At 72.8% G+C, this 11,423-nt stretch carries 13 protein-coding genes, 1 tRNA gene and 1 pseudogene; 10 read left to right on the top strand and 5 right to left on the bottom strand.

The window, feature by feature from the left end; genetic code table 11:
• Positions 1 to 207 (bottom strand): annotated as a pseudogene (locus ABZ444_RS29030) (hypothetical protein); the annotation flags it as partial.
• Between the two features lie 327 nt (positions 208 to 534).
• Here ABZ444_RS29030 and ABZ444_RS29025 point away from each other — a divergent pair.
• The 8 genes from ABZ444_RS29025 (at position 535) to ABZ444_RS28990 (ending at position 5,110) form a co-directional block, all read left to right on the top strand.
• The gene (locus ABZ444_RS29025) at positions 535 to 1,284 is read left to right on the top strand and encodes a hypothetical protein (protein ID WP_358003359.1); all 750 of its coding nucleotides are present in this window, start codon (positions 535 to 537) and stop codon (positions 1,282 to 1,284) included.
• Between the two features lies 1 nt (position 1,285).
• Positions 1,286 to 1,801 carry a hypothetical protein gene (locus ABZ444_RS29020; protein WP_358003356.1) on the top strand — a complete coding sequence of 172 codons (516 nt, stop codon included), beginning with the start codon at positions 1,286 to 1,288 and terminating at the stop codon, positions 1,799 to 1,801.
• Positions 1,798 to 2,310, top strand: coding sequence for a hypothetical protein (locus tag ABZ444_RS29015; protein ID WP_358003353.1), 513 nt, complete (start codon positions 1,798 to 1,800; stop codon positions 2,308 to 2,310). Before ABZ444_RS29020 ends, ABZ444_RS29015 begins: the two co-directional genes overlap by 4 nt.
• A gap of 9 nt (positions 2,311 to 2,319) precedes the next feature.
• Positions 2,320 to 2,493 carry a hypothetical protein gene (locus tag ABZ444_RS29010; protein ID WP_358003350.1) on the top strand — a complete coding sequence of 58 codons (174 nt, stop codon included), beginning with the start codon at positions 2,320 to 2,322 and terminating at the stop codon, positions 2,491 to 2,493.
• 78 nt (positions 2,494 to 2,571) lie between these two features.
• Positions 2,572 to 3,054 (top strand): hypothetical protein, encoded by a 483-nt coding sequence (locus tag ABZ444_RS29005; RefSeq protein WP_358003347.1) that lies wholly within the window; start codon positions 2,572 to 2,574, stop codon positions 3,052 to 3,054.
• Positions 3,051 to 3,443 (top strand): MauE/DoxX family redox-associated membrane protein, encoded by a 393-nt coding sequence (locus tag ABZ444_RS29000; protein ID WP_358003344.1) that lies wholly within the window; start codon positions 3,051 to 3,053, stop codon positions 3,441 to 3,443. Before ABZ444_RS29005 ends, ABZ444_RS29000 begins: the two co-directional genes overlap by 4 nt.
• A gap of 72 nt (positions 3,444 to 3,515) precedes the next feature.
• The gene (locus ABZ444_RS28995) at positions 3,516 to 4,019 is read left to right on the top strand and encodes a SigE family RNA polymerase sigma factor (RefSeq protein WP_358003341.1); all 504 of its coding nucleotides are present in this window, start codon (positions 3,516 to 3,518) and stop codon (positions 4,017 to 4,019) included.
• Positions 4,016 to 5,110: a hypothetical protein gene (locus tag ABZ444_RS28990; protein ID WP_358003338.1), complete on the top strand. Its 1,095-nt coding sequence runs from the start codon at positions 4,016 to 4,018 to the stop codon at positions 5,108 to 5,110. The genes ABZ444_RS28995 and ABZ444_RS28990 overlap by 4 nt, the downstream gene beginning before the upstream one ends.
• A gap of 24 nt (positions 5,111 to 5,134) precedes the next feature.
• Here ABZ444_RS28990 and selB read toward each other — a convergent pair whose 3' ends face one another.
• From selB to selD, 3 genes are all read right to left on the bottom strand, one after another.
• Positions 5,135 to 6,871 (bottom strand): selenocysteine-specific translation elongation factor, encoded by a 1,737-nt coding sequence (gene selB / locus ABZ444_RS28985; RefSeq protein WP_358003335.1) that lies wholly within the window; start codon positions 6,869 to 6,871, stop codon positions 5,135 to 5,137.
• 55 nt (positions 6,872 to 6,926) lie between these two features.
• Positions 6,927 to 7,020, bottom strand: a tRNA-Sec gene (locus tag ABZ444_RS28980).
• A 69-nt stretch (positions 7,021 to 7,089) separates the two neighbouring features.
• Positions 7,090 to 8,082 carry a selenide, water dikinase SelD gene (selD, locus tag ABZ444_RS28975; protein WP_357971926.1) on the bottom strand — a complete coding sequence of 331 codons (993 nt, stop codon included), beginning with the start codon at positions 8,080 to 8,082 and terminating at the stop codon, positions 7,090 to 7,092.
• A gap of 126 nt (positions 8,083 to 8,208) precedes the next feature.
• Between selD and selA the strand changes: the two genes are divergently transcribed.
• Positions 8,209 to 9,519 (top strand): L-seryl-tRNA(Sec) selenium transferase, encoded by a 1,311-nt coding sequence (gene selA, locus ABZ444_RS28970; protein ID WP_358003332.1) that lies wholly within the window; start codon positions 8,209 to 8,211, stop codon positions 9,517 to 9,519.
• Here the strand turns inward: selA and ABZ444_RS28965 are convergent.
• Complete coding sequence (locus ABZ444_RS28965) at positions 9,497 to 9,994, bottom strand: hypothetical protein (protein WP_358003329.1); 498 nt, start codon at positions 9,992 to 9,994, stop codon at positions 9,497 to 9,499. The genes selA and ABZ444_RS28965 overlap by 23 nt on opposite strands.
• A 101-nt stretch (positions 9,995 to 10,095) precedes the next feature.
• On the opposite strand from ABZ444_RS28965, the gene ABZ444_RS28960 reads away from it, so the two are divergent.
• A complete protein-coding gene (locus tag ABZ444_RS28960) occupies positions 10,096 to 11,385 on the top strand; it encodes a phosphatase PAP2 family protein (RefSeq protein ID WP_358003326.1) in 1,290 nt (429 codons plus the stop codon).
• Positions 11,386 to 11,423 lie beyond the last annotated feature (38 nt).

Here is an 11,423-nt window from a genome sequence, read left to right as displayed (position 1 = left end):
GAGGAACCCGGTGGTCGGGCTGCCGCCCGCGACCCACGCCTTGCCCGCCGGAGTAGCGAACCCCCACCCGAACGTCTTGTCCAGGAACGCCCACAAGAAGATCCAGCCGATCGCGATCCGGGCCACCGCCCAGACGTAGTCGACCGGACGGCGTCCGGCGGCGGTGATGCTCGTGCAGGTGACGGGCCTGTCGATCGTGGCGGCCATGACGATCCCCTTTCAGCGATGGTTCGTCGTTCTCTTCCGCGCCTTCATCGCACCGTTTTCCGCGCCCCGCCGGCAGTGCCCTACGACCGTCGGTCGAAGGACCTTGGTCCTCCTCGCCCTGCCGGGAGCGTCATCGACGCCGCCGCCGATGACGGGAATATGGCCATTTGCCAACACCGAAGTAACAGGGCCGTAATGGCACCTTTCTCCCGAATTTACCAGCAGAAAAACGGGCGGATCTTGTGTCTTGACCTGGGTGATGGCGCGTGTAAGGCTTCGAGCCAAATGATCTAGCGCCCGCGATCTGCCACGAAAGGCTGGGGCTTAATGGCGCATTTATCCTCTCTTCGTACCGTCAAGAACTCTTTCCTCCATCTCGAGGTCGAGGACGCCGAGGCCGCCTCGCTGGCCTCCTGGACCGGCCACGTCCGTTACACCCCGAAATACGGGTCGCGGAACACCACTGCGGAAACCTGGGGGCTCGAACTGGCTCCCCTGTCCTCCCTGACGGCAGGCGTCAACTCGGTCCGCGGACGCGAGCGAGAGCGCTTCTCCCTGGCCGGTGGCGAGGTCGTCGTCTACGACTGCGGGGACCCGTCCGACGCCAGGTGGGCCGCCTGGCTCGGCCCCTGGCACATGGTGCACGGGCTCTTCTACGCCCCCGAGTGGGAGTCGGCCGACATCGTCGACATGTTCAGCCGCGTGACGTGGCAGGACACCCCCGAGGGCATGACGACCGACGGCGGCAAGCGGTTCGACGTCTCCATGGAGCTCTACGCGATCTCGATCGCGGGTGTCGGGACCATGACGGTCGAGCCGAAGCAGGGGGGGATCAACCGCATTCCCAAGTGGCGGGGCTACGGGGCGCCCTCGGGCGAGCTGTGGCGGCTGCCCGCGCCTCCGTCCGACTCGGTGGCCCCCTTCCTCCTGGTGACCGACACCGCCATCGTCACCCTGCATCCCTGGAACGCCCCGAACTACAACAAGGCAGGCGTGGCGGCCCGCTCGGCCGCGGGCACCCCGGAGACCGCCGCCGACTTCCTGAACAAGGTCAAGCGCGTCGAGTGGCGGGCCTGACGTGGAACCGCTGACCGCGGTGGTCATCATCCTGGCCGTCCTGGTCGCGCTGCTGTTCGCGGCGGGCGCCGGGCTCTACCGCCGGGTACGCGAACTGGAACTGGCCACCTACAACGGCGTCGGCGTGCGCTTCGCCGGAGCCGCGGCCGGACCCGAGGCCCAGGCGAACGGGCTGGCCGTTCCCGGTGCCACGACCATGGTCATCAAGGTCAACCGTCGCTGCCCCATCTGCGACGACGTCCTGCTCGCTGCCGCCGGGATGGCGGCCGACCTGCCCTCGGACCTGTCGTTCACCGTGCTGTCGGACGACCCCGGGTTCGACAAGTCCCTGCCCGGCTCCATCCGGGTGATCAAGGACCCGGCGCTCTGGCGCGCGGCCAGCGTGCCCTACAGCCCGGCCCTGCTCGTCGTGGACGAGAACGGCGTCGTGGTGTTCACGGCTCCGGTGGGGTCGGGAGAGGCGCTCACGGAGATCGTCGAGCGAGCGGTTGCGAACAGAAAGGGAGTGAAGCTGTGAAGGCCGAGAAGCGGACCTCGATACTCGACCAGATACCCAGCGCCGAGGAGATGCCCGAGCAGGCGTTGCCGACGCAGGTGGGCGCCACCCGCGAGGGCTGGAGCAGGCGGCGCGTGCTCGGCATCGCCACCGGCGCCGCCGTGGCGACGGGGCTGGGCGTTCTCGACCTCCTGCCCTGGTCCAAGCCGCGCGGCGCGACGGCCGCCGCCTACACCGCGTGGGAGACCTGCCACGGCTTCGCCAACGCCAGTTCCGTCTGCGTGCCCTCGACCGCGCTCTACTCGGGCAACTGCTCCGGCGCCTGGCACCGCAACGACGGCGCGTCCGGCACCTGCTACAACCTCCGCTACACCCACAACCCCTCCAGCTGCGACGGCAACAACGCCTGGAAGTGGTACGGCGGCGGCACCACCAGCACCCGGCGCATGTGCTCCGACGGCTGGTACGAGTACCACGACTGCGGCGGCGGCAACGTCTCCCGCTTCTCCATCTGCCGTACGGCGATCTGACCCGAGTCCATGAGCGACTCCGCCACCAGAAGATCCGTCCGCCTGTTGGTGCCCGGTCTGACACTGATCGCGGCGGCGGAGGCCCTGGTGCTGTACTCGAGGGTTGCGGGCGCGGACACGAAGGGCTTCACCTGGTTGGTGGCCGCCCTCGTCGCCGGCTTCTCCCTCTCGGGCTCCGTTTGAAGCCTGAACAGCGCCTGGGTGCTGTCCTCGTCGGTCCGGCGGGGTGCTGATGTCGCCGGCTTCATCGCCGGTTTGTTCATGGGAGCGGGCGCCGTCACGTTCGTGCTGGTGGTCGTCGGCTCCGTGCTGCGGGCTCCGTTCCCGACAGTGGTTCTGCAGATCATGGTCGCCGCGGCGGCGGTGATCTTCCTGCTGCGCGAGCTGGACGTGCTCTCCTTCCCGTTGCTCCAAAACGCGCGGCTCGTGCCGCAGTTCGTCACCAGGATTCCCTTCTGGGGCGCCGTGCAGTTCGGCGCCGAGATGGGCACGGGGATGCGCACGTACTCGCCGACAGGGCTGCCGCACATCATGGCGATCGCGATCCTGTTCCTGGCGTCCTGGCAGGAGGCGCTCCTGGCGGGCGCCGGCTTCGCGGCGGCGCGGGCGATGATGCTCCTGACCTTCGCCCTCGCGCGGGACCGGATGGAGGCGGACACGGCGTTCTACTTCACCCTGCCGAAGATGAAGGTCCTGTTCGTCGTGCTCGCGGTGCCCGTGGTGGCGATGCTGGTGATCGGGTGATCGCCCTCGTCGCCCGCTACGGGCTGGGCCTCGTCCTGGTGCTGGCGGCGCTCGGGAAGGCGCGCCACTTCGGCGCCTTCCTGAGCGGCCTGGCGGCCTTCGGGCTCCATGGACGGGTGGCCCGGGCGGGCGCCTTCACGGTGGTGACCGTGGAGGCGCTCGTCGCGCTCGCCGCCTTCTCCCCCGTCGCCGGCGACGTGCTCGTGGGCGTGGCCGGGACGTGTCTGGGCCTGTCGTTCACGGTGGCGCAGACGTATCTCCTGGTCATGGGCGAGCAGGCGGCTCCCTGCCTGTGCTTCGGCGCCGCGGAGCGGGCGTCGGTCCGCACGTTCGGCCGGGCGGCGCTGGTCCTGCTGATGGGGCTGGCACTGTGGGGCGCCGCGGTCTGAGAAACCGGCTCAACCTTCCACCGGCCTCGATGAGTGTTGTAGGTGAGGCGTCCACGACGGAGGGTTGGGCCGGTGACCGACGACGGGTTCGGCGAGTTCGTGGCCGCGCGTGGCCTGGCGTTGTCGCGCATGGCCTATCTGGTGACCGGGGATCACGCCCTCGCCGAGGATCTGGTGCAGGAGACGCTGATCAAGGTCGCGGCACGATGGCGGAAGCTGACCAGGCGCGGCGACCCGGAACCCTACGTCCGCAAGGTCATGATCAATCAGCTGCGCACGTGGCGGCGGCCCCGCCGGCTGGCGTTCGTCCCGACCGCGGAGCTGCCCGAGTCGCCGCCGTCCGCCGACGAGTCCGCGCAGGCGGAGTTGAAGATCGCGTTGTCGCGGGCGCTGAACGTGCTCACCACGAAGCAGCGGCTCGTGCTCTATCTCAGGTTCTACGAGGACCTCTCCGAGAGCACGGTCGCCGCCCAGCTGGGCTGCTCCGTCGGCACGGTCAAACGGCACACCCACGACGCGCTCAAACGCCTGCGCAAGGTGGCTCCCCGACTGCTCGAAGCGGAGGTGCGCTCATGAACCGGGCCCTCGGAGAGGCCTTCCACCAGCTCGGCCGGGACGCGCGTGACTATGCCGACGCCGGCCGGGCGCTCGGCACGCTGCGCACCCGCAGGACCCGCAGGGCGCTGATCGCCGGATCGGCCGCCGTCATGATGGCCGTCGGCGGTCTCGCCGCCTACCAGGCGCGTTCGCCCGCCGGTCCGGACGCCGCCGTGACGGTGGCCGATCCGCCGCACACCGTGCGGCCGCCCGCCCAGGCGCCGGCGCTGCCCGCCACCGGCCCCGCCGGGCGGGGCGTCCTGGTGTACACCGCCTGCCAGTCGCAGTGCCCCACCTTCCTGCTGCTCGCGGACGGCCGGCAGTTCCTGCTGGGCGAGCGGACGGTCAGCCCGCCGGGCAACATCACGCTCTCCCCCGACGGGCGCTGGCTCGGGCAACCCGTCGGGGGCGGGTACGAGGTCAGAGACCTTCTGGGGGTCGCGGTCCACCGGCTCGAACCGCCGGCCGGCGGCGGCGCGGACAGCGCGTACAGCCCATGGGCGTGGTCCGCGGACTCCCGGCGGCTGATCGTCGGCTACCACGCCGGCGGGGACGTGCGCTCCTACCGGACGCTGGAACTCCCGAGCGGTCGCGCCCGCGAGCTCGACCTGCCGCCCGGGCGGGAGCCGGTCGGCCTGCTGCCGTCGGGCGAGCCGCTCCTCCTCGACGCCCGCCGGTACGGCAGGCCGCCGCTCGACCGCGTCACGCTGGAGCACGCCGGCACCGGCCGCACATTCACCCTGACGTCCGGCGCGGGGGTACTCAGCGACACCGACCACGGGCTGTCCGTCCAGGTGAGCGGCGAGCGGATCTTCACCCTGGAGTACTCCGGCGACCGGATCACGGTCCTGGAGTTCGACGTCACGGGCCGGCCGGTGGCCCGCCTGCCGCTGCCGGCCGGCCGGTTCCCGGTCGGGCCGGTGGACGGCGGCTTCGCCGTCGTCCAGGTGCCCCAGGACCAGGCCCGCGGGCGGCAGGAGCTGGAGGTGCTCTCCTCCTCGGGCGGCCGGCCGCTGTTCGACGTGCCCGGCCTGGCGGCAGTCGTCCTGCCGGGAGGAGCCCGGCACTAGGCGGCCCGTGGGTTCCGCCCGGCGTCAGCGGGGCGGCCGCAGGGTTCGGCGGTCGTTGTCGACGCGCCGGGTGATCCCCCGGGCGTCGAGGCACTCCAGCAGGGGAAGGGCGACGCGGCGGCTGGTGGCCAGGGCCACCCGGACATCGCTGACGGTGAACGGCGCGGGCAGTCCCGCGAGCGTCTCCGCGGCCCTGTCCAGGGCATCGGGCATGAGCACGACGTTCTTGCCGATCGACTGCACGGCCCCCGACTGGAGCACGGCCGCCAGCGCCTTGCCCGTGAGGCCGAGCTCCGCCAGGCGTTCGGCCGTGGGGGCGTCGAAGGGGCGCTCGGCCAGGTCGGCGGTGAGCCGCGCGACCGCCCTGGCGATGGCGGGCGGCAGCGACCTGCCGGCGGGCAGGATCCGCCCGCCCTCGACCGCCAGCGGCGGCCTGACGAGCGCCTCGGCGAGCCGCCGGTCGGGCAGCCCGAGCAGGTGCGCCGCGGCGTCCACGGTGATCCCCGGATCGAGCGCGGGCCGTCGCGCGACGTGCTCGGCGAGCCGGCGGGTCAGCGACGACCAGTGCTCCGGGTCGGCGTGCCAGTCGCCGGCCACCGGCGATCCGGCGGGCGGGCACCCCATCGCCCTGAGCTCGCCTCCCGTCAGCAGCCCGTGCCAGCGCAGCAGTGCCGCGGCGTCGGGCAGCGGCGCTTCGCCGAGCGCGGCCGCCCTGGCCGCCGCGGCCCCCCGGCGCCGCAGCGCGGCGGGACGGACGTCCAGCACCTGGACTCCGGCGACGATCTCCTGCCTGCCGGGGTCGCGGAGCAGGCCCCGGTCCCCGACCCGGAGCGGCAGCGGACGGCCGAGGGTGAGCCGGGCGGTGTCGGGGCCCAGGAAGCGGACCCGGACGGGAACGGCGGCCGAGCCGAGATGCAGGTGCGCGGCCTGCCTGCGGCGCTCCACGGCGGGGTTCAGCCGCACGTCCACGACCTGAGTCGGCAGCCACGCCGCCGGCGTCACCAGCGCCGCGCCTCGGGACAGCTCGTCACGGTCGACGCCGCGCAGGTTGACGGCGACGCGGGCGGTCGCCGAGACGCGCTCCGCCTGCTCGCCGAGCGTGTGGAGCCCGCGGATCCTGACCCGCCGCCCGCCGACCTCCAGCTCGTCGCCGACGCGGAGGGTGCCCCTGGTCAGCGTTCCGGTGACGACGGTCCCGGCTCCGGTGACGGTGAACACCCGGTCGATCCACAACCGGACGGCGCCCTCGGTGTCCGGCGCGGGAAGCGCGGCGGCGAGCCGGGCCAGGGCGGTCTCCAGCTCGCCGAGCCCCTGCCCGGTACGCCCGCTGACGACCACGCCGTCGATCCCCGCCAGGCCGGTTCCCGCCAGGTGGTCGTGGACCTGGCTCAGGGCGGGCTGGGGATCGGCGAGATCGGCCCGGGTGACGACCACGAGGCCGTGCCGCACGCCCAGGGCGTCGAGCGCCGCCAGATGCTCGGCCGACTGGGCCTGCCAGCCCTGGTCGGCGGCCACCACCAGCATCACCGCGGGGCAGGGCCCGACTCCGGCCAGCATGTTGGTGACGAACCGCTCGTGCCCGGGGACGTCGACGAACGCGATGCGCTCCCCGGAGCCGAGCGTGGTCCAGGCGAAGCCGAGGTCGATGGTCATGCCGCGGCGGCGTTCCTCGGCCCAGCGGTCGGGTTCCATACCCGTCAGCGCCCGGACCAGCGTCGACTTGCCGTGGTCGACGTGCCCCGCCGTCGCGATCACGTGCATGCGTGCTCCGCGGCGCGTCGATCCGTGCGCAAACCATCCCCCGATTCGCTGATCAGCGGAGGCGGACGGGAATCGAACCCGCCGCGCCGAGATGCTCGGCGCCACTGGTTTTGAAGACCAGGAGGATCACCAGACTCCCAAACGCCTCCGAAAGAGATCATAAACCTGCGGACGACGTCGAACTCCCGCGCAGAACCCGAACCCGGCACCGGGCCCGTTCAGGGACGGATGACGACGGTGTGCCCGGTGTGTTCGATCAGCTCGCCGATCACGGGGGCGCCGGGGATCTCCCCGGCGACCAGCAGCCCCCCTGAGGTCTGCGCGTCGGCGAGCAGCAGCAGGGTCTCCTCGGAGACGTCGCCGGGATCGAGATGGGGGGCCACCCAGTCGAGGTTGCGCCGGGAGCCGCCGGGGACGAACCCTTCCTTCACGGCCTGCGCCGCGCCGTCCAGCACCGGGACGGCCGAGGCGTGCAGCACGGCGGTGACGCCGGAGGCGCGGGCCAGCTTGTGGAGGTGGCCCAGCAGGCCGAAGCCGGTGACGTCGGTGGCGCAGCGGATGCCGGCGGCCAATGCCTGGCGCGAGGCGTCCGCGTTCAGCCGGGTCATGGTCTCGACGGCGTGCGGGAACACCTCGCCGGTGTTCTTGTGCCGGTTGTTGAGCACGCCCAGGCCGAGCGGCTTGGTCAGGGACAGCGGCAGGCCGGGGCGGCCGGCGTCGTTGCGCAGCAGCCGGTCGGGGTCGGCGACGCCGGTGACGGCCAGGCCGTACTTGGGTTCGGCGTCCACGACGCTGTGCCCGCCGGCCAGATGGCAGCCGGCCTGGGCGGCCACCTCCGCGCCGCCCCGCAGCACCTCGGCGGCCAGGTCGTAGGGCAGTCGGTCGGGGGGCCAGCACAGCAGGTTGAGCGCGACCACGGGGCGTCCGCCCATGGCGTAGACGTCGGAGAGGGCGTTGGCCGCGGCGATGCGGCCCCAGTCGTAGGGGTCGTCGACCACCGGGGTGAAGAAGTCGGCCGTGCTGATGAGCACGGATCCGTCCTGGGTGCGGACCACGGCGGCGTCGTCGCCGGATTCCAGCCCCACCACGAGCTCCGCCTCGGGGTCTCGCGGGAACGGCATTCGTGAGCTGCCGAGCAGCGATTCCAGGTCCGCCGCGGGGATCTTGCAGGCGCAGCCACCGCCCTGGGCGTACTGCGTGAGCCTCTTCATGATCACACCTTAGGGCGATCACGGCTGTCATGATCGCTTTTCTGGCGGATGATCATATGATGCCTGATCGGCCCGGTATGAGACCTGGAGACATCGTGCTTCTCACGCTGAACGGACATCCCTAGCGTGACCGACCATCGTCGATCCATCCCGCGGACGGACACGCTGCTCGCCGACCCCCGGCTGGTCGAGGCCCGGCGGCGGTTCGGCCACGCCCAGGTCAAGGCCGTGGTCGTCGCGGCGCAGCGGCGTGCCAGGGAGGGAGAGCTCGCGCCGGAGGACGTCCTGACGGCGGCGCTGGCGGCGCTGCCCGACTCCGCCGCCGGCCTGCGGCCGGTGATCAACGCCACCGGCGTGCTGCTGCACACCAACCTGGGCCGCGCCCCGCTGTCGGACGCCGCCCGCCAGGCGGTGGAGCTGGCCGCCGGGGTCACCGACGTCGAGCTCGACCTCGACACGGGCGGCCGGGGCAGACGGGGACGTACGGCGCTGGCCGCCCTGGCCGCCGCGGTGCCCGCGGCCGAGGCGGTCCACGTCGTGAACAACAACGCGGCGGCGCTCGTGCTGGCGGCCACCGCGCTGGCGGCGGGCGGCGAGATCCTGGTCAGCCGGGGGGAGCTGATCGAGATCGGGGACGGCTTCCGGCTTCCCGACCTGCTCGTCTCCACGGGGGCCCGGCTGCGCGAGGTCGGCATGACCAACCGCACCGCCCTGGCGGACTACGCCGACGCGATCGGGCCGGAGACGGGCATGGTGCTGAAGGTGCACCCGTCCAACTACCGGATCGAGGGGTTCACGGCCGACGTCCCGGTGTCGCGGCTAGCCGCGTTGTGCCGTGAGCGGGGTGTTCCCCTCGTCGCCGACGCGGGCTCGGGGCTGCTGGCCCACGAGCCGCTGCTGCCCCGGGAGCCCGACGTCACGAGCTGGTTGACCGAGGGCGCGGACCTCGTCACCACCAGCGGCGACAAACTGCTCGGCGGGCCTCAATGCGGGCTGCTGTTCGGCCGCGCGGACCTCGTGGACCGGCTGCGCCGCCATCCTCTCGCCCGGGCGCTCCGGGTGGACAAGATCACGCTGGCGGCGCTGGAGGCCACGGTCGCGGGCCCGCCGACGCCGACCTGGGAGAGCCTGCACGCCGATCACGTCACGCTGCGCTCCCGCGCCGCGGACCTGGCGGCCCGGCTGCGCGACAAGGGGATCGACGCCGAGGCCGTCGACAGCCGGAGCGTGGTCGGCGGCGGCGGCGCGCCCGGGGTGTCCCTGCCGAGCGCCGCCGTCGCGCTGGACCGGCGGGCGGCCGCCGTCCTGCGCCGGGCGCAGCCGCCCGTGCTGGCCCGCGTGGAGAGCGGCCGCTGCCTGCTCGACCTGCGCTCGGTGCCGCCCGGCCAGGACGACACGCTGCTGGCCGCCGTCCTCACCGCGTTGCCGGAGGGCTGATCGGGCCCGCCGCGGATGACCGCGGCGGCGCCGTGCCCGGGTAGCTCCGTGCCACCAGGGCCGCGTCCCGTCCCACCCAGCCGAGCAGGGCGGAGCCGCGGTTGCGCTGGAAGGGCAGGCCGACGTACGTCAGGCCGGGCACCGGGCTGATGCCGCCGGTGTGCAGCGGCACGCCGCCGGCCAGCGCGCCGGGCACCCGCAGCCAGCCGTAGTCGGGGCGGTAGCCGGTCGCCCAGATCACGACGGACGGCGTGACGGTCTGCCCGCCGGCCGTCCGCAGCCGGCCGCCGTCGGCGGAGACGACGCCGTCGACGACGCGGACGCCCAGGCGGCGCAGCTCCCCGGGGCCGACGCCGATCAACGGGTCGCGCTCGCGGACGAAGCGGCCGAACCGCCCGGTGACCGGGGCGGTGACCACACCGAGAGCCTGCAGCCAGGCGAAGACGTCGCGGCCCAGGACACGCTGGGGCAGCACCGGCCGACGTTCCGGCCGGCCCATTTTTCGGGTGTGCCGTTATCGGGTTTTCGCCCATTCGGCCGCTTAACGACCTTGAGGCGACATAGTAATTTTCACAAATGCCTCAATCACCTGGTAGGCGACGGCCGGTCATCGCACGATGGCTGGCCGTCCTCGTCGTCGCCGCCGGCATCCCGGCGGGACCGGGCTCGTCAACCGCGTACGCGTCGGGCTCACAACCGCCCGAGAACGCCGTCATCGTCTGGGACCGCAACGCCCAGACCGCCATCTGGGACGTCGCCGGCCAGCAGCCGCAGGTCCAGGCGCGCAGCTTCGCCATGGTGCACGGAGCCGTCTACGACGCGGTGAACGCGATCGCGGGCACCCCCTACCAGCCGTACCTGACCGCGCCCCGGGCCGACGGCGGGGAGTCGACGGAGGCCGCCGTCGCCACCGCGGCCTTCCGCGTGCTGAACAAGCTCTTCCCCGCCCAGCAGACCCGGCTGACGACCCAGTACGGCGAATATCTCGCCACGATCGCCGACGGCGGCGCGAAACGACGCGGCGTCGCCGTGGGCGAGCAGGCGGCGGCCGCGATGATCGCCGCCAGGGAGGACGACGGCGCGTTCGGCGACCAGACCTGGCCGATCGGCACGCAGCCCGGCCAGTGGCGGCCGACGCCGCCCACGAACGCCTCGGACGGGGCCTGGGTCGGGGATCTCAAGCCGTTCCTTCTCCCCAGCGCGTCGATGTTCCGCACCTCGGGCCCGCCGGCGCTGACCAGCTCCCGCTACGCCAAGGACATCAACGAGCTCAAGCGCGTCGGCGCGGCGAACAGCACGACCAGGACGCAGGACCAGACGCAGGCCGCGATCTGGTGGCACGACCGGCACCTGGCCGAATGGGAGATCAAACGCCGGCTCGCCACGACGCGGCAGCTGAACCCGCTCCAGGCGGCCCGCATGTTCGCCATGGTCGACCTGGCCGAGGCCGACGCCACGACCGCCTGTTACAACGAGAAGGCGGCGTGGGCCTTCTGGCGGCCGGTCACGGCGATCCGCCTGGCCGACACCGACGGCAACCCCCGCACCGCGGCCGACCCGGACTGGACGCCGCTGCTGGTCACCCCGCCGCACCCCGACTACACCTCCGGGCACACGTGCTTCACGGCGGCCAGCATGTCGGCGCTGACCCACTTCTTCGGCAGGGACGACATCCCGTTCAGCGGTTACAGCGCCGACTCGGGCACCACCAGGAGCTTCCGCGGCTTCTCGCACGCCCTGGCCGAGGTCATCGAGGCCCGCGTGTGGGGCGGCATCCACACGCGCACGGCGGACGTGCAGGGCGCGAGGATCGGCGCCCAGGTCACCGCCTACATGGTCAGGCACTACTTCCGGCCGAAGCGGTGAGGCCGGGCGAGGCGCCCGCCCTCCGCTGAGACCGGAAT

Source organism: Nonomuraea sp. NPDC005730, from assembly GCF_040630865.1.
Lineage (GTDB): Bacteria > Actinomycetota > Actinomycetes > Streptosporangiales > Streptosporangiaceae > Nonomuraea.
Note: the sequence above shows the minus strand (reverse complement) of the source record. Positions and strands in the feature narration are given on the sequence as shown.

Excerpts from the sequence above, each read along its gene's own strand:
- ABZ444_RS28960 (WP_358003326.1), top strand. The coding sequence starts at position 10,096 with ATGCCTCAATCACCTGGTAGGCGACGGCCGGTCATCGCACGATGGCTG.
- ABZ444_RS29005 (WP_358003347.1), top strand. The coding sequence starts at position 2,572 with ATGGGAGCGGGCGCCGTCACGTTCGTGCTGGTGGTCGTCGGCTCCGTG.
- selD (WP_357971926.1), bottom strand. The coding sequence starts at position 8,082 with ATGAAGAGGCTCACGCAGTACGCCCAGGGCGGTGGCTGCGCCTGCAAG.
- selB (WP_358003335.1), bottom strand. The coding sequence starts at position 6,871 with ATGCACGTGATCGCGACGGCGGGGCACGTCGACCACGGCAAGTCGACG.
- ABZ444_RS29010 (WP_358003350.1), top strand. The coding sequence starts at position 2,320 with ATGAGCGACTCCGCCACCAGAAGATCCGTCCGCCTGTTGGTGCCCGGT.
- ABZ444_RS29025 (WP_358003359.1), top strand. The coding sequence starts at position 535 with ATGGCGCATTTATCCTCTCTTCGTACCGTCAAGAACTCTTTCCTCCAT.
- ABZ444_RS28990 (WP_358003338.1), top strand. The coding sequence starts at position 4,016 with ATGAACCGGGCCCTCGGAGAGGCCTTCCACCAGCTCGGCCGGGACGCG.